The organism is Streptomyces antnestii (assembly GCF_004005495.1).
GTDB classification, from domain to species: domain Bacteria; phylum Actinomycetota; class Actinomycetes; order Streptomycetales; family Streptomycetaceae; genus Streptomyces; species Streptomyces antnestii.
The window spans coordinates 780,961-796,880 of record NZ_RZYA01000001.1; the positions used below are offsets into that span (position 1 = coordinate 780,961).

15 protein-coding genes are annotated in these 15,920 nt (G+C 72.1%); 11 read left to right on the forward strand and 4 right to left on the reverse strand.

Annotation, left to right across the window (positions count from 1 at the left end; all coding sequences use genetic code 11):
• The first annotated feature begins 113 nt into the window (after nt 1–113).
• Complete coding sequence (locus EOT10_RS03320; protein ID WP_127826486.1) at nt 114–905, forward strand: VOC family protein; 792 nt, start codon at nt 114–116, stop codon at nt 903–905.
• A gap of 102 nt (nt 906–1,007) precedes the next feature.
• Nucleotides 1,008–1,265 carry a WhiB family transcriptional regulator gene (locus EOT10_RS03325; protein ID WP_189491029.1) on the forward strand — a complete coding sequence of 86 codons (258 nt, stop codon included), beginning with the start codon at nt 1,008–1,010 and terminating at the stop codon, nt 1,263–1,265.
• A 55-nt stretch (nt 1,266–1,320) separates the two neighbouring features.
• Here EOT10_RS03325 and EOT10_RS03330 read toward each other — a convergent pair whose 3' ends face one another.
• Complete coding sequence (locus EOT10_RS03330; protein ID WP_127826488.1) at nt 1,321–2,298, reverse strand: acyl-ACP desaturase; 978 nt, start codon at nt 2,296–2,298, stop codon at nt 1,321–1,323.
• Between the two features lie 256 nt (nt 2,299–2,554).
• On the opposite strand from EOT10_RS03330, the gene EOT10_RS03335 reads away from it, so the two are divergent.
• Nucleotides 2,555–3,235 carry a GOLPH3/VPS74 family protein gene (locus EOT10_RS03335; RefSeq protein ID WP_189491032.1) on the forward strand — a complete coding sequence of 227 codons (681 nt, stop codon included), beginning with the start codon at nt 2,555–2,557 and terminating at the stop codon, nt 3,233–3,235.
• Nucleotides 3,236–3,337: 102 nt separating this feature from the next.
• Entirely contained in the window at nt 3,338–4,192 is an 855-nt protein-coding gene (locus tag EOT10_RS03340) for an isocitrate lyase/PEP mutase family protein (RefSeq protein WP_127826490.1), read from the forward strand.
• Between the two features lie 15 nt (nt 4,193–4,207).
• Here EOT10_RS03340 and ssgD read toward each other — a convergent pair whose 3' ends face one another.
• Nucleotides 4,208–4,624: a spore wall synthesis regulator SsgD gene (ssgD, locus tag EOT10_RS03345; RefSeq protein WP_127826491.1), complete on the reverse strand. Its 417-nt coding sequence runs from the start codon at nt 4,622–4,624 to the stop codon at nt 4,208–4,210.
• A gap of 344 nt (nt 4,625–4,968) precedes the next feature.
• On the opposite strand from ssgD, the gene EOT10_RS03350 reads away from it, so the two are divergent.
• Complete coding sequence (locus EOT10_RS03350; RefSeq protein WP_223280730.1) at nt 4,969–6,033, forward strand: WD40/YVTN/BNR-like repeat-containing protein; 1,065 nt, start codon at nt 4,969–4,971, stop codon at nt 6,031–6,033.
• A 225-nt stretch (nt 6,034–6,258) separates the two neighbouring features.
• Here the strand turns inward: EOT10_RS03350 and EOT10_RS03355 are convergent, their stop codons facing one another.
• The gene (locus EOT10_RS03355; protein ID WP_127826492.1) at nt 6,259–6,558 is read right to left on the reverse strand and encodes a YciI family protein; all 300 of its coding nucleotides are present in this window, start codon (nt 6,556–6,558) and stop codon (nt 6,259–6,261) included.
• A gap of 56 nt (nt 6,559–6,614) precedes the next feature.
• Between EOT10_RS03355 and EOT10_RS03360 the strand changes: the two genes are divergently transcribed.
• Entirely contained in the window at nt 6,615–7,322 is a 708-nt protein-coding gene (locus tag EOT10_RS03360) for an endonuclease V (protein ID WP_127826493.1), read from the forward strand.
• A gap of 7 nt (nt 7,323–7,329) precedes the next feature.
• Here the strand turns inward: EOT10_RS03360 and EOT10_RS03365 are convergent, their stop codons facing one another.
• Nucleotides 7,330–8,622, reverse strand: coding sequence for a saccharopine dehydrogenase family protein (locus EOT10_RS03365; protein WP_127826494.1), 1,293 nt, complete (start codon nt 8,620–8,622; stop codon nt 7,330–7,332).
• 235 nt (nt 8,623–8,857) lie between these two features.
• Here EOT10_RS03365 and EOT10_RS03370 point away from each other — a divergent pair, with 235 nt between their 5' ends.
• The 5 genes from EOT10_RS03370 to EOT10_RS03390 all read left to right on the forward strand — a co-directional run bounded on the left by EOT10_RS03370 (nt 8,858) and on the right by EOT10_RS03390 (nt 15,899).
• Entirely contained in the window at nt 8,858–9,994 is a 1,137-nt protein-coding gene (locus EOT10_RS03370) for a CaiB/BaiF CoA transferase family protein (RefSeq protein WP_127826495.1), read from the forward strand.
• Entirely contained in the window at nt 9,994–11,019 is a 1,026-nt protein-coding gene (locus EOT10_RS03375) for an LLM class F420-dependent oxidoreductase (protein ID WP_127826496.1), read from the forward strand. Before EOT10_RS03370 ends, EOT10_RS03375 begins: the two co-directional genes overlap by 1 nt.
• A 17-nt stretch (nt 11,020–11,036) precedes the next feature.
• Nucleotides 11,037–12,179, forward strand: a complete 1,143-nt coding sequence (locus tag EOT10_RS03380; protein ID WP_127826745.1) for an acyl-CoA dehydrogenase family protein — start codon at nt 11,037–11,039, stop codon at nt 12,177–12,179.
• Nucleotides 12,180–12,272: 93 nt separating this feature from the next.
• Nucleotides 12,273–13,487, forward strand: coding sequence for an acetyl-CoA C-acetyltransferase (locus EOT10_RS03385; protein WP_127826497.1), 1,215 nt, complete (start codon nt 12,273–12,275; stop codon nt 13,485–13,487).
• A gap of 222 nt (nt 13,488–13,709) precedes the next feature.
• A complete protein-coding gene (locus EOT10_RS03390; protein ID WP_127826498.1) occupies nt 13,710–15,899 on the forward strand; it encodes a 3-hydroxyacyl-CoA dehydrogenase NAD-binding domain-containing protein in 2,190 nt (729 codons plus the stop codon).
• Nucleotides 15,900–15,920: the final 21 nt, after the last annotated feature.

Consider the following 15,920-nt stretch of genomic DNA (forward strand, 5'->3'; position numbering starts at 1 on the left):
GTCGGATGACGTCGGTGGCGTGTGGAACGGCCATTGTCAGTGGGCGGTGGAAGACTCGGTGAGGCAGACAACGGGACCCCTGCAAGGGGGGCACCCTCAACGAGGAGGGCACCATGCTCACCACCCGTTACGTCGACGGCTCACCGAACTGGCTGGATCTCGCGACCCCTGATCTGGACGCGGCCGTCTCCTTCTACAGCGGGCTCTTCGGCTGGCAGTTCCAGTCGGGCGGCCCCGAGGTCGGCGGCTACGGCCTCTTTCAGCTCGACGGCAAGAGCGTCGCCGGCGCGATGACCGTCACGCCCGACCAGGCCCCGCCGTCCTGGACGGTCTACTTCCAGACGCAGGACACCGACGCGACCGTGCGGGCCGCCGAGCAGGCCGGCGGGTCCACCCCGTACAAGCCGATGGACGTCTTGGACCTGGGCCGCATGGCCGTCCTCGCCGACCGGGCGGGCGCGCTCTTCGGCCTCTGGCAGCCCGGCCGGAACAAGGGCCTCGACCTCGCCACCGAGGACTTCTCGCTCAACTGGATCGAGCTGTACGCCCCCGACGTCGACGAGGCCAAGGAGTTCTACCGCTCGGTGTTCGGCTGGGGCACGTTCGACGTGCCGTTCCCCGGCGGCATCTATACGACGGTCAACCCGGCCGGCACCGGCGCGGACGACATGTTCGGCGGCATGGTCACGCTCCGCGACGACCCCGCGGAGTCCGACATTGGCGCGCACTGGATGCCGTACTTCCATGTGCCGGACGTCGACGCGATCGCCGACCGGACGCGGGAGCTGAAGGGCGCCGTGCGCCTCGAACCCACGAGCCTGCCGGGCGTCGGCCGCATCGCCAAGATCACCGACCCGCAGGGCGCCCGTTTCGCGGTCATCAAGGGAGACCCGAACCAGACCTGAGCCGCGTCGCGACCGCGTCGCGACCGTGTCGGGATCCGTCCGGCGCGCCGCGTTGATCAGTCGTTGATCGTCTGTTTTTCGCCGTGCGGCACGATCGGCGGCATGTACTCGAACAACACGCTGCGCCCCGTCACGCCCGTCCCGCCCGTCCCTTCCTGGCAGGACGCGGCGCTGTGCGCCCAGACGGGCGGTGACTTCTTCTTCCCCGAGCCCGGCAGCTCCGTGCGCGAGGCGAAGAGCATCTGCGGCCTGTGCGAGATCCGCACGGCCTGCCTGGACTACGCACTCGCCAACGACGAACGCTTCGGCGTCTGGGGCGGCCTCTCCGAGAAGGAGCGGCTCCAGCTGCGGCGCGGCTGACACACGTACGCGCTCCCGGGCCGGGGCCCGGGAGCGCGTACGGAAGAGGCGGGGGTCAGTGCCCGGCGCGGGCCGCCATGCGGGCCTTGCGGGCCGCCAGCTTCTCGTCGAACTTGGCGGCCTCGCTGTCCAGGCCGCCCATGTACAGGCCGAGCTCCTCCTGGGCCTTGAGACCCTCCGGGCCGAGCCCGTCGATCTCCAGGACCTTCAGGAAGCGCAGCACGGGCTGGATCACGTCGTCGTGGTGGATGCGCATGTTGTAGATCTCGCCGATGGCCATCTGCGCGGCGGCGCGCTCGAAGCCGGGCATGCCGTGTCCGGGCATCCGGAAGTTGACGACGACGTCGCGCACGGCCTGCATCGTGAGGTCGGGGGCGAGCTCGAAGGCGGCGCCGAGCAGGTTCCGGTAGAAGACCATGTGCAGGTTCTCGTCGGTCGCGATGCGCGCCAGCATGCGGTCGCAGACCGGGTCGCCCGACTGGTGGCCGGTGTTGCGGTGCGAGACGCGGGTCGCGAGCTCCTGGAAGGCGACGTACGCGACCGAGTGCAGCATCGAGTGCCGGTTGTCGGACTCGAAGCCCTCCGCCATGTGCGCCATCCGGAACTGCTCCAGCTGGTCCGGGTCGACGGCGCGGGAGGCGAGCAGGTAGTCGCGCATCACGATGCCGTGGCGGCCCTCCTCGGCGGTCCAGCGGTGCACCCAGGTGCCCCAGGCGCCGTCGCGGCCGAACAGGGTGGCGATCTCGTGGTGGTAGCTGGGGAGGTTGTCCTCGGTCAGCAGGTTGACGACGAGAGCGATCCGGCCGACCTCGGTGACCTTGGACTGGTCCTTCGCCCAGGCCTCGCCGTCCTCGAAGAAGCCGGGGAAGTTCCGGGCGTCGGCCCACGGCACGTACTCGTGCGGCATCCAGTCCTTGGCCACCTTGAGGTGGCGGTTCAGTTCCTGCTCGACCACTTCCTCCAGCGCGTACAGCAGCTGGGCGTCGGTCCAGGTGGAGGACGAGCTGCCGAGGTGGGGAGAGGTGATGGTCACGAGGGCTCCAGAGGGGGACGGGAGTAGTGCGAAGACACGAAACGCAGGCACGAGCGGATGTACCTACGGTGTCGTAGGTTACGTTGCCGTAGGTTAAACCCTCTGTAAAGGGCCCCCCGGAATCGGCCCCTCCGTCCTCACCTGCCTCTATGGCCCCATTGCGCCTCAGAAACACAGCTCGTGGAGTCGGACTGAGAGGCACGTCACACAGCGGTACGCGAATTATCGTGAGCCCCACCCCCAGGAGGAGGCGCTCGTGCCCCACGGCTCGCTCTCGCTGCCCGCCCGGCTCTTCCTGCTGGGCTTCGACACCTCGAAGGGCCAGGTCTCCGACGCCCCCGACCTGGCGCTCGCCGTACGCGCCGCGGCCCTCGCCGAACTCGCCGGGCGCCGCATGATCAGCGATGTGGACGGTGTCGTCACACCGGTCCTCGGCGCCCGCACCGGCGACCCCGTACTCGACGAACTGATGGAGCTCGCCGAGGAGTCGAGGCCGCGCACCTGGCGCACCTGGATCCGCTACCGCTCCGACGCCGCTCTCGGCACCGTGCGCCGCCGGCTCGCCACCGAGGGGTACCTCTCGCGGGAGCGCAAGCGCGTCCTCGGAGTGTTCCCGGTGACCCGCTACCGCCTGGCACGCGCCGAATACGTCGAGGTGCTGCGGGCCGAGGTGCTCGGCGCCCTCGCAGGGCCTCTGCCCGTCGGCCAGGTGGACCGGGACGACGCGGTCCTCGCCGTGCTCGCCACCGTCGGCGAACTGAGCGCGCCGGTCTCCGGCCCCGGCCGGCGCGCGCACCGGGACCGCCTCGACGACCTCGTCGTCCACGCGGGCGACGCGTCCCCCGAACTGGCGGAGGCGATGGACGACATCCGCACCGCGCTGGCCTCGGCCGTCGAGGCGGCGGAGGCGGCCCGTGCGGCGGGTGACGGTGGCTGAACGGGCCCTGTGATGCGGAGACCGCGGCGTTCCGCTCCGCCGAGTGCGTAGATGTCGGATTCTCGCCGGACGCTGCGCGGTCCGCCTGGTTGGCTGTGCCGCATGACGCATCGCACGCACCTCCGCGACCTGGCCCTGTCCCTCCGTTCCCGGCATGTCGCAGGCCGCCCGCTCGTACTGCCCAACGCCTGGGACGCAGCGAGCGCCCGCATCGTCGCGGACGCCGGCGCCGCCGCCGTGGCCACCACCAGCGCCGGACTCGCCTGGGATCTCGGCGCGGCGGACGGGGACCGGCTCGGCAGGGAGGCGGCGCTCGCCGCCGTCGCCAGGATCGCCGCATCGGTGGAGCTCCCGGTGACCGCGGACATCGAGAGCGGATACGCCGACACGGCCGCGGGCGTCGCAGCCACCGTGCGGGCCGTCCTCGACGCGGGCGCGGTCGGCGTCAACATCGAGGACTCCTCGCACGACGCGCACGACGCGCACGGTCCGCTGCGGTCCGCCGAGGCGCAGGCGGAGCGGATCGCGGCGGCCCGTGCGGCGGCCGACGCGGAGGGAGTGCCGCTGTTCGTGAACGCCCGTGTCGACACGTATCTCGCGGGCGTGGGGGAGCCGGGGGACCGCGTCGCCCTGACGCTGGAGCGGGCCGCGCGCTATCTCGCGGCGGGAGCGGACGGGATCTTCGTGCCCGGGGCCGTCGACCCGGTGACCGTGAAGGCGCTCGTGGCGGGTGTCGACGCGCCGCTCAACGTGATGGCCTGGCCCGGGGCGCCGTCCGTGGCCGAGTTCGCCGCCCTCGGTGTGGCCCGGATCAGTGTCGGCGCGGGCATCGCCCAGGCCGTGCACGCCCTCGTCCGCCGGGCGGCGAGGGAGCTGCTCACCGACGGAACGTACGGGAGCCTGGCCGGCGGGCTCGACTACGGCGAGCTCAACAACCTGTTCGGCGGCGGGCGTTGACCCTGGCCGCCATGTTCAGCTCACGTCGCGCATCAGCTCGGCGAGGTCGCGGTCCAGGTCCACGTACAGATGCTCGTCACCCACCGGCACCAGCGTCGCCGCGGTGCTGAGGAAGCGGCGCAGTTCGCCCGTCCGGATGTGCACGATCGCGGTGCCCTCGCAGGCGTGGAACTCCAGGACCGTCCGGTCGAAGCCGTACGGCCGCACCCGGACGTCGCCCGAGCCGGCCGGCTCGCGCACCCCGGCCGCGAGCAGCTCGCGGGCGAAGGTCCAGCTGACGTCGACGCCTTCGAGCGTGGCGGGCGCCGGGAACGACATGCGTACGGCGAAGGGGTCCCGCATGTCGTACCGCAGCGTGGCGGGAATGGTCGACATCCGCGGCGCGGCGGCGACGAGACGTGCCTCTACGGCTTGCTCGATGACGGTGGACAACGCCTGCTCCCTTGTGACGGCTGGACGGACGGCGGATCGGCGGCGGATGGCGGCGGATCGGGCGGTGGGTGGGCCCTCCACGTGAGCGAGCGCGACTCCCCCCACTTGATGAGACGGCGGAACGGGGGAATCCGTGCGCCGGATCGGGCGGGAAGGTGAGTGACGTCTGTCACCGGCCCGGATACCGGCCCGCATCCCGGCCGTGTTCCGGGAAGGTTCTGGAAAGTGTTCCGGTCGCCACGGTGATCGCGCACGAGGCGCGCGGGGCATCTGGACGGCGCCCGGGGAGTGGGCTAGCTTCGCCCGCCATGAGGGGCATGGGGAAGTCGAGAAGGATGGTGTCCATGGGGCTGGCCGGGGCGGCGCTCGCCCTCGCGTTCGGTCCGGCGGGTCCGGCGCGGGCCGACGGTGCGCGCGAGCACCAGGCGCAGGACCGCACGCCACGCTGGGAACCGCAGGACAGCGGCACGGGCGCGCGGTTCCGGGGCCTCGCCGCGGTGAGCCGGGGCACTGCCTGGGTGGCCGGGAGCAAGGGCACGGTGCTGCGCACCTCGGACGGCGGCGCCCACTGGCGGAACGTGTCGCCGCCGGGGGCGGGGGAGTTGGAGTTCCGCGACATCGAGGCCTTCGACGGCCGGCGCGCGGTCGTCCTCGCGATCGGCGAGGGGGACGCCTCGCGGGTCCTGCGCACGGAGGACGGCGGGGCCACCTGGACGGAGTCGTTCCGTAACGCCGACCCGAAGGCGTTCTACGACTGCCTGACGTTCTTCGACCCGCGCCACGGCCTGGCGATGAGCGACCCCGTCGACGGCAGGTTCCGGATCCTGTCGACGCGGGACGGCGGACGTTCCTGGGACGTCCTGCCCGGCGACGGCATGCCCGCGGCGCAGGACGGCGAGGCGGGCTTCGCGGCGAGCGGCCAGTGCCTGGTCAGCTCGGGGCCGCACGACGTGTGGCTGGCCACCGGCGGGGGCGCACACGCGCGCGTGCTGCACTCCTCCGACCGGGGCCTGACCTGGCGGGCGAGCGACGCGACGATCCCGGCGGGCGACCCGGCGCGCGGCGTCTTCGGGCTCGCCTTCCGCGACCGCGCGCACGGCCTCGCGGTCGGCGGCGACTACCGCGCGGACCAGGCGTCCGCGCAGGCCTCGGCGACGACGGCCGACGGCGGGCGCACCTGGACCCCGTCCGCCGCGCCCGTCCCCGCCTACCGCTCGGGCGTCACCTGGCTCCCGCACACCCGCGCCGGCGCCCTCGCGGTCGGCCCGACGGGAACGGACGTCACGAACGACGGCGGCCGCACCTGGCGCACCGTCGACACCGGCTCGTACGACACGGTGAGCTGCGCCCACGACGGAGCCTGCTGGGCCTCGGGGGAGACGGGACGGATCGCCCGGCTCGCACCGTGACGCGGACGGCCGGGACCGACCCGTACGTACGGTCCTAGGGCGTGTCCGGCGGATCATGGCCGGGGTCGCGACTCCCCAGCTACCGCTCGGAGGTGCCCCCACTCGCACGGCACCTGGCCGCGTTGCCGAACCCGCCGGACAGCTCCGCTGTCAGGACGCTCCGGCGCCTTGCGATGCACCGCACCGGACGCCGCGACCTGTCCGACCCTGATCCGCCGGACAGCCCTAGCCCGCCAACTGCTGCCGGAAGCGCTCCAGTTCGGGCGCCGTTTTCGTCGCGATGAACTCCGTGACGCGGTACGCGCACACCTCGCCGGTGACGAAGGGGTCGGCCGCCGTGATCTTCTCGATCTGCGCGCGGTCGTCCCCGACGGCGAGGATGATCCCGCCGTCGCGCGGGTTCTTACGGCCCGACGCGATGAAGACACCGGCTTCGTACTGCTCGTCGAGCCAGGCGACGTGCGCCTCGAGAAGCGGGTCCACGCGCTCGACCGGGGCCGTGTAGGTCAGTTCGAGTACAAACATGATCGCCAGGCTACCCGCGCCCCCCGCAGGCCCAGCCCTCTAGGGTGGGCGCCATCATGAACGACCTTGAGAGCCTCGCCGACCGGTGGCCCGCCGACGAGCGCGCGGCCCGCGCCGTCCAGGACGAACTGCGCGGCCGTGTCGTCCTCGACGAGCCGGGGCCCCGGCCCGGCACCGGCCTCGTCACCGGTGTCGACGTGGCCTACGACGACACGCGCGACCTCGTCGCCGCGGCGGCCGTCGTGCTCGACGCGGCGACCCTCGACGTGGTCGAGGAGTCCACCGCCGTCGGCCGGATCTCCTTCCCGTACGTGCCCGGCCTGCTGGCGTTCCGCGAGATCCCGACGGTCGTCGCCGCCCTGGCGGGGCTCGCCGCCGGCCCCGGGCTCGTCGTCTGCGACGGGTACGGCCTCGCCCACCCGCGCCGCTTCGGCCTCGCCAGCCACCTCGGCGTCCTGACGGGGCTCCCGACGATCGGCGTCGCGAAGAACCCGTTCACCTTCGCGTACGAGGAGCCGGACGCGCCGCGCGGCAGCACGGCGCCCCTGCTCGACGGTGAGGAGGAGGTGGGCCGGGCCCTGCGCACCCGGGACGGCGTCAAACCCGTCTTCGTCTCCGTCGGCCACCGCACGAGCCTCGACACGGCGTGCGCCTGGACCCTGAACCTCACCCCGAAATACCGCCAGCCGGAGACGACCCGCAGGGCGGACGCCCTGTGCCGCCGAGCACTTGCCGAGGCGCAGGAGGGCGCCCCGCGCACGTAGGGGCCACCTACCTCCTCGCGGCCACCCGGAACCCGATCCCCGCGGCGCGCAGCCGCTCCGTCAGCGCGTCGCCCATCGCCACCGCCGTCGTGACCTGGCCCGATGTCGCCGGCAGGTCGTCCAGGGCCAGGCACATCGCGGACTCGCCGAGCATCTTCGCCGTCTCGTCGTACCCGGGGTCCCCGCCCGAGACCTCCGTGAACACGCGGTGGCCGCCGCCCTCGCCGACGAAGCGCACCGAGAACCAGCTCTTCGCCCGGCGTGCCTCGTCCGGGCCGTCGCCCGGCCGGAGCCGGCCCGACAACCAGTGGCGCGCGGGCGGCAGTTGGGCCGCCGCGAACAGTGCCCCCGCCGCCGCGACGCCGCCCGCCGCGACGGGAAGGTGCCGGACCGCCGCGTAGTGCCGGTAGCGGAAGTCGGGGCCGTAGCGCTCCAGCGTCCGCGCGGACCGCTGCACGATCTGCGGGTCGATCGTGGGGAGCGGCAGCGCCCACGCGCCGACCTCCTTGGCGTAGCGGGGCGCGCCCGTCGGCGCGTACGCCCTGCGGCCCACGAGGCGGGGCTGGTGCCGTCGGCGGTCCTGCTGCGCGGCCAGCATCTGGCGCCCCCGTGCGAACTGGTTGAGCGCGGACGCGAACGTGCCGCCCGAGAACGTCGCGTTCGACCGCACGAACCCGTCGATCCGCAGCGGCACCCCCTCCGGGAGCTGCCCCACGGTGAAGTGCACGCCCAGGTCGTGCGGGATCGAGTCGAAGCCGCACGCGTGGACGAGCCGCGCCCCGGTCTCCCGCGCGCGGGCGTCGTGCCGCACATAGGTGACGTCGACGAACTCCGGCTCACCGGTGAGGTCCGCGTAGTCGGTGCCCGACTCGGCACAGGCGGCCACCAGTTCCTGGCCGTAGGTGAGGTAAGGGCCGACGGTCGTGGCCACCACGCGCGCGCGTGCCGCGAGAGCGCGCAGCGACGCGGGGTCGGCGACGTCCGCGCGGACCAGCGGCAGCACGGCGCAGGCGGGGTCGATCGCGGTGAGGCGTTCGCGCAGCCGCTCCAGCTTGGCCGTGTCGCGCCCGGCGATCGCCCAGCGCAGGCCCTCGGGCGCGTGCGCCGCCAGATACTCGGCGGTGAGCGCGCCGACGAACCCGGTCGCCCCGAAGAGCACGATGTCGAAGTCCCGGCCCGTCTTGTCGGGCCTGTCACGCTTGTCCCGCGCCTCGCCCCGCACGATGTCCCGCCCCTCGCCCGGCCCGTCGTCCCGCCCGTGGCCCTGTCCGTGCTCCGGTCCGCTGTCCTGCCTGGTCATGACACCCCTCAGCCCTGTGTCCCGCGCCGTTGCCGGTGGCCGAGGCTAGCGTGGGGAGCGCGCGGAGGTTCAGGGGCCCCGCCTCCTCGGCGTCGACAACCGCAACGTTCGCGTGCGACCCCGAAGCCCGGCGTCGTAAATTACTAAGCGCTTGCTCGTCAGGGGTTGTGCTCAGTGGAACACGTTCTTAGCATCGCTGGTGTTACATCAGTTGTGTCACAGTGCTGGGGGCTCGATGGCAGTGGCAGGGATGACGGACAGCGGCCCGCTCGCCGGGGTGCGCGTGGTCGAACTGGCGGGCATCGGCCCGGGTCCGTTCGCCGCGATGCTCCTCGCCGACCTGGGCGCCGACGTCGTGCGCGTGGACCGCCCCGGAGGCGCCGGGCTCGGGATCGACCCCGCGTACGACATCACCAACCGCAACAAGCGCTCCGTGATCGTCGACCTCAAGGCGGCGGACGGCCCCGCGCGCGTCCTCGACCTCGTCGACAAGGCGGACGTCCTCATCGAGGGCTACCGGCCAGGGGTCGCCGAGCGCCTGGGCGTCGGCCCCGACGCCTGCCACGCCCGCAATCCGCGGCTCGTCTACGGACGTATGACCGGCTGGGGCCAGGAGGGCCCCCTCGCACAGCGCGCCGGGCACGACATCGCGTACATCGCGCTCACCGGCACCCTCGGCATGATCGGCAGGCCCGAAGAGCCGCCGACCGTCCCGGCGAACCTCGTCGGCGACTACGCGGGCGGCTCGCTCTACCTCGTCGTCGGCATCCTCGCCGCCCTCCACCACGCGCGCGACACCGGCGCGGGCCAGGTCGTGGACGCCGCGATCGTCGACGGCGCCGCGCACCTCGCGTCGATGATCCACGGCATGCTCGCGGCCGGCGGCTGGCAGGACCGGCGCGGCAGCAACCTCCTCGACGGCGGCTGTCCCTTCTACGGCACGTACGAGACGTCGGACGGCCGGCACATGGCGGTCGGCGCCCTGGAGCAGCATTTCTACGACGAGTTCGTCCGGCTCCTCGGCATCGAGGGCGCCGTGCCCGAGCGCCACGACCTCACCCGGTGGGGCGAGCTGCGCGAGGCCGTGGCCGCCCGCTTCAAGGCCCGTACCCGCGAGGAGTGGACCGCCGTCTTCGAGGGGTCCGACGCGTGCGTGGCGCCGGTCCTCTCCCTGCGCGAGGCGCCCGGCCACCCCCACCTGGCCGCCCGCGGCACCTTCACCGACCACGGCGGCATCACCCAGCCGGCCCCCGCACCCCGCTTCTCCGCGACACCCACCGCCGTTCGGACGGGCCCCGCGCAGCCGGGCGCCGACACCGCGGCCGTGGCACGCGACTGGGACGTACCGAGCCTGACGAAGGAAGAGAACTGATGGAGCTGTCCGCACCCCTCGCCTACGCAGCCGACCCCCGGCAGGCCGCCGACGACGCCGCCGCGCTCGAGTCGGCGGGACTCGACGCCGTCTGGGTCGCCGAGGCGTACGGCTTCGACTCGCCCACGATCATGGGCTACCTCGCGGCACGCACCGAGCGTATGAAGATCGGCGCCGCGATCCTCAACGTCTACTCGCGCACCCCCGCCCTCATCGCGCAGACCGCCGCCGGGCTCGACGCGATCTCCGGTGGCCGCGCCGTCATCGGCCTGGGCGCCTCGGGCCCGCAGGTGGTCGAGGGCTGGCACGGCAAGGCGTACGACAAGCCGCTGGGCCGTACGCGCGAGACCATCGAGCTGACCCGCCGCATCCTGCGCCGCGAGGTCATCGACCACCACGGCATCACGGACATGCCGCTGCCCCCGGAGAAGGGCGGCAGGCTCGGCAAGCCCCTGAAGATCCTCGCCAAGCCGGTGCGCCCCGAAGTCCCGCTGTACGTCGCCTCGCTGGGCCCGGCGAACGTCCGGATGACCGCCGAGATCGCCGACGGCTGGCTGCCCACCCTCTTCCTCCCGGAGAAGGCGCAGCAGGTGTGGGGCACCCCGCTCGCCGAGGGCGCAGCCGAGCGCGCCCCCGAGCTCGGACCGCTCCAGATCGTCGCGGGCGGCCTGCTCGCCATCGGCGAGGACGCGGCCGCCGCCCGTGACCTCGCCCGCCCCAACATCGCCCTCTACGTGGGCGGCATGGGCGCCGTCGGCAAGAACTTCTACAACGACCTCGCCGTGGCCTACGGCTACGAGAAGGAGGCCAGGCTCATCCAGGAGCTCTACCTCTCGGGGAAGAAGAAGGAGGCGGAGGCCGCGGTGCCGGACGAGTTCTGCGAGCTCATGAGCCTGTGCGGACCCGAGAGCTACGTACGCGAGCGTGTCGAGGCCTTCCGCGCGGCGGGCGTCACCATGCTGAACGTCATCCCGGTCGGCCCGGAGCCGGCCCGCCTCGTCGAGACCGTCAAGAACTGGCTGTAGGGGACCCGCAGATGAGCATGGAACGGCAGATCTTCACCGCGGAGCACGACGCGTTCCGCGAGACCGTCCGCACCTTCCTCGCCAAGGAGGTCACCCCCCACTACGAGCAGTGGGAGAAGGACGGCATCGTCTCGCGCGAGGCCTGGCTCGCGGCCGGCCGGCAGGGCCTCCTCGGGCTCGCCGTCGACGAGGAGTACGGGGGCGGCGGCAACACCGACTTCCGCTACAGCGCCGTCCTCGCCGAGGAGTTCACGCGCGCGGGCGCCGCCGGGCTCGCGATCGGCCTGCACAACGACATCATCGGGCCGTATCTGACCTCGCTCGCCACCGAGGAGCAGAAGCGCCGCTGGCTGCCAGGGTTCTGCGACGGCTCCCTGATCACCGCGATCGCCATGACCGAGCCCGGCGCCGGATCCGACCTCCAGGGCATCCGCACCACCGCCGAGGACAAGGGTGACCACTGGCTGCTCAACGGCTCCAAGACCTTCATCTCGAACGGGATCCTCGCCGACCTGGTGATCGTCGTCGCCAAGACGACCCCCGAGGGCGGTGCGCACGGCCTGTCCCTCCTGGTCGTCGAGCGCGGCATGGCGGGCTTCGAGCGCGGCCGCAACCTCGACAAGATCGGTCAGAAGTCCCAGGACACGGCCGAGCTCTTCTTCAACGACGTCCGCGTCCCGAAGGAGAACCTCCTCGGCGAGCTCGACGGCGCCTTCATCCACCTCATGACGAACCTCGCGCAGGAGCGCATGGGCATCGCCGTCGCGGGCATCGCCGCCGCCGAGCACCTCCTTGAGATCACGATGGAGTACGTCAAGGAGCGCGAGGCCTTCGGGCGCCCGCTCGCCAAGCTCCAGCACATCCGGTTCGAGATAGCCGAGATGGCGACCGAGTGCGCCGTCACCCGGACCTTCCTCGACCGCTGCATCGTCGACCACTCGGACGGCCGCCTCGACGCGGTGCACGCCTCGATGGCCAAGTGGTGGGCGACCGAACTCCAGAAGCGCGTCGCGGACCGCTGCCTCCAACTGCACGGCGGCTACGGCTACATGACGGAGTACCGCGTCGCCAAGGCCTTCACCGACGGACGCATCCAGACGATCTACGGCGGCACGACCGAGATCATGAAGGAGATCATCGGGCGCTCGCTGCTCGGCTGACTCCGACCCCTCCCAGAACTCCGGCTCGGCCCACCCTCATTGCTCGGCCCCACCCTCATTGCTCGGCCCCCACCCTCATCGAAAGGCAAGCGAGTGAGCACCGAAGCGTACGTGTACGACGCGATCCGCACCCCGCGCGGACGCGGCAAGGCGAACGGCTCCCTGCACGGGACCAAGCCGATCGACCTGGTCGTCGGCCTCATCCACGAGATCCAGGCCCGCTTCCCGGACCTCGACCCGGCGGCCGTCGACGACATCGTGCTCGGCGTCGTCGGCCCGGTCGGCGACCAGGGCTCCGACATCGCGCGGATCGCGGCCATCGCCGCCGGACTGCCCGACACCGTGGCCGGCGTCCAGGAGAACCGCTTCTGTGCCTCGGGCCTCGAAGCGGTCAACCTGGCCGCGATGAAGGTCCGTTCGGGCTGGGAGGACCTGGTCCTCGCGGGCGGCGTCGAGTCGATGTCGCGCGTCCCGATGGCCTCGGACGGCGGCGCCTGGTTCGCCGACCCGATGACCAACTACGAGACGGGCTTCGTACCGCAGGGCATCGGCGCGGACCTGATCGCGACCATCGAGGGCTTCTCGCGGCGCGACGTCGACGAGTACGCGGCGCTCTCGCAGGAGCGGGCCGCCGCCGCGGTCAAGGACGGGCGCTTCGTCCGTTCCGTCGTCCCCGTCAAGGACCGCAGCGGGCTCACCGTGCTCGACCACGACGAGTTCCTGCGCCCCGGCACGACCGCCGACTCGCTGGCCAAGCTCAAGCCGTCGTTCGCCGACATCGGTGACCTGGGCGGCTTCGACGCCGTCGCGCTGCAGAAGTACCACTGGGTCGAGAAGATCGACCACGTCCACCACGCGGGCAACTCCTCCGGCATCGTCGACGGCGCCTCCCTCGTCGCGATCGGCACGAAGGAGGTCGGCGAGCGGTACGGGCTGACGCCGCGCGCCCGGATCGTCTCCGCGGCCGTCTCCGGCTCCGAGCCGACGATCATGCTCACCGGACCGGCGCCCGCCACCCGCAAGGCCCTCGCCAAGGCCGGTCTCACCATCGACGACATCGACCTCGTCGAGATCAACGAGGCCTTCGCGGCGGTGGTGCTTCGCTTCGTGCGGGACATGGGGCTGTCGTTGGACAAGGTGAACGTCAATGGTGGGGCGATCGCGCTCGGGCACCCGCTCGGTGCCACCGGCGCGATGATCCTGGGCACGCTCGTCGACGAGTTGGAGCGGCGTGACCTCCGGTACGGGCTCGCGACGCTGTGTGTGGGGGGCGGCATGGGTATCGCCACGATCGTGGAACGGGTCTAGTCGTCGGGTGCGAGTGCGTCGTGGCTGGTCGCGCAGTTCCCCGCGCCCCTGAAGGCGTGCGCTTCGCGCAGCCTTCCCCGATGAGGTGCCGCACGGAGTGCGGTGCACCTCAGGGGCGCGGGGAACTGCGCGATCAACCCCCACCGAACCCGCACCCAGCGACGAGAACCCAGCCCACCCCCACCTCCCCACCCCCCCCGCACACACGTCACGGAGTAACCCATGACCGCCAGCACAACCATCCGCTGGGAGCAGGACGACACCGGCATCGTCACCCTCGTCCTGGACGACCCGAACCAGTCCGCCAACACCATGAACCAGGCCTTCAAGGACTCGATCGCCGCGATCGCGGACCGCGCCGAGGCCGAGAAGGACTCGATCCGGGGCATCATCTACACCTCCGCCAAGAAGACCTTCTTCGCGGGCGGTGACCTCAAGGAGATGATGAAGGTCGGCCCGGAGAACGCCCAGCAGGCGTTCGAGACCGGCACCGGCATCAAGAACTCCCTGCGCCGCATCGAGACGCTCGGCAAGCCCGTCGTCGCCGCCATCAACGGCGCGGCCCTCGGCGGCGGTTACGAGATCGCGCTCGCCTCGCACCACCGCATCGCCCTCGACGCGCCCGGCTCCAAGATCGGCCTCCCCGAGGTCACGCTCGGCCTGCTCCCGGCGGGCGGCGGCGTGACCCGCACCGTCCGCCTCATGGGCATCACGGACGCCCTGCTCAAGGTGCTCCTCCAGGGCACCCAGTACACCCCGAAGCGCGCCCTGGAGAGCGGCCTCGTCCACGAAGTGGCGGCCACTCCCGAGGAGATGATCGAGAAGGCCCGTGCCTTCATCGACGCCAATCCCGAGTCGCAGCAGCCCTGGGACAAGCCCGGCTACCGCATCCCGGGCGGCACCCCGGCCAACCCGAAGTTCGCGGCGAACCTGCCCGCCTTCCCGGCCAACCTCAAGAAGCAGACGAACGGCGCCCCCTACCCGGCCCCGCGCAACATCCTCGCCGCGGCGGTCGAGGGCTCCCAGGTCGACTTCGAGACCGCCCTGACCATCGAGGCGCGCTACTTCACCGAGCTCGTCACCGGCCAGACCGCGAAGAACATGATCCAGGCGTTCTTCTTCGACCTCCAGGCCGTCAACTCCGGCGCCAACCGCCCCAAGGGCATCGAGAAGCGCCCCGTCCGCAAGGTCGCCGTCCTCGGCGCCGGGATGATGGGCGCGGGCATCGCCTACTCGTGCGCCCGCGCGGGCATCGACGTCGTCCTCAAGGACGTCACCGCGGACGCCGCGGCCAAGGGCAAGGGCTACTCCGAGAAGCTGTGCGCCAAGGCCGTCTCGCGTGGCCGCACCACGCAGGAGAAGGCGGACGCGCTGCTCGCCCGCATCACGCCCACCGCCGACCCGCAGGACCTCGCGGGCTGCGACGCCGTGATCGAGGCCGTCTTCGAGGACCCGGCGCTCAAGCACAAGGTGTTCAAGGAGATCCAGCACGTCATCGAGCCCGACGCGCTGCTCTGCTCGAACACGTCGACGCTGCCGATCACCCTCCTCGCCGAGGGCGTCGAGCGGCCCGTCGACTTCATCGGCCTGCACTTCTTCTCGCCCGTCGACAAGATGCCGCTGGTCGAGATCATCAAGGGTGAGCGCAGCGGCGACGAGGCGCTGGCCCGCGCCTTCGACCTGGTCCGGCAGATCAACAAGACGCCGATCGTCGTGAACGACTCGCGCGGCTTCTTCACCTCGCGCGTCATCGGGCACTTCATCAACGAGGGCGTCGCCATGGTCGCCGAGGGCATCGAGCCCGCGTCCGTCGAGCAGGCCGCCGCCCAGGCCGGCTACCCGGCGAAGGTCCTCTCCCTGATGGACGAGCTGACCCTGACCCTGCCCCGCAAGATCCGTAACGAGACGAAGCGGGCCGTCGAGGAGGCGGGCGGCACGTGGGCCGGTCACCCCTCGGACGTCGTCATCGACCGCATGGTCGAGGAGTTCGGCCGTACGGGACGCAGCGGCGGCGCCGGCTTCTACGAGTACGTGGACGGCAAGCGCGCCGGTCTGTGGCCGGGCCTGCGCGAGCACTTCACCAAGTCCGGGTACGAGATCCCGTTCCGGGACATGCAGGAGCGCATGCTCTTCTCCGAGGCGCTCGACACCGTGCGGCTCCTCGAAGAGGGCGTCCTGACGTCGGTCGCCGACGCCAACATCGGCTCCATCTTCGGCATCGGCTTCCCGGGCTGGACCGGCGGTGTGCTCCAGTACATCAACGGCTACGACGGCTACGCCGGGGAGGATGCAGGCCTGCCCGGCTTCGTGGCCCGCTCGCGCGAGCTCGCCGAGCGCTATGGCGAGCGCTTCCTGCCGCCCGCGCTGCTCGTCGAGAAGGCCGGCAAGGGCGAGACGTTCACCGACGCCTGACCGGCACGGCGTTCCGCGCCG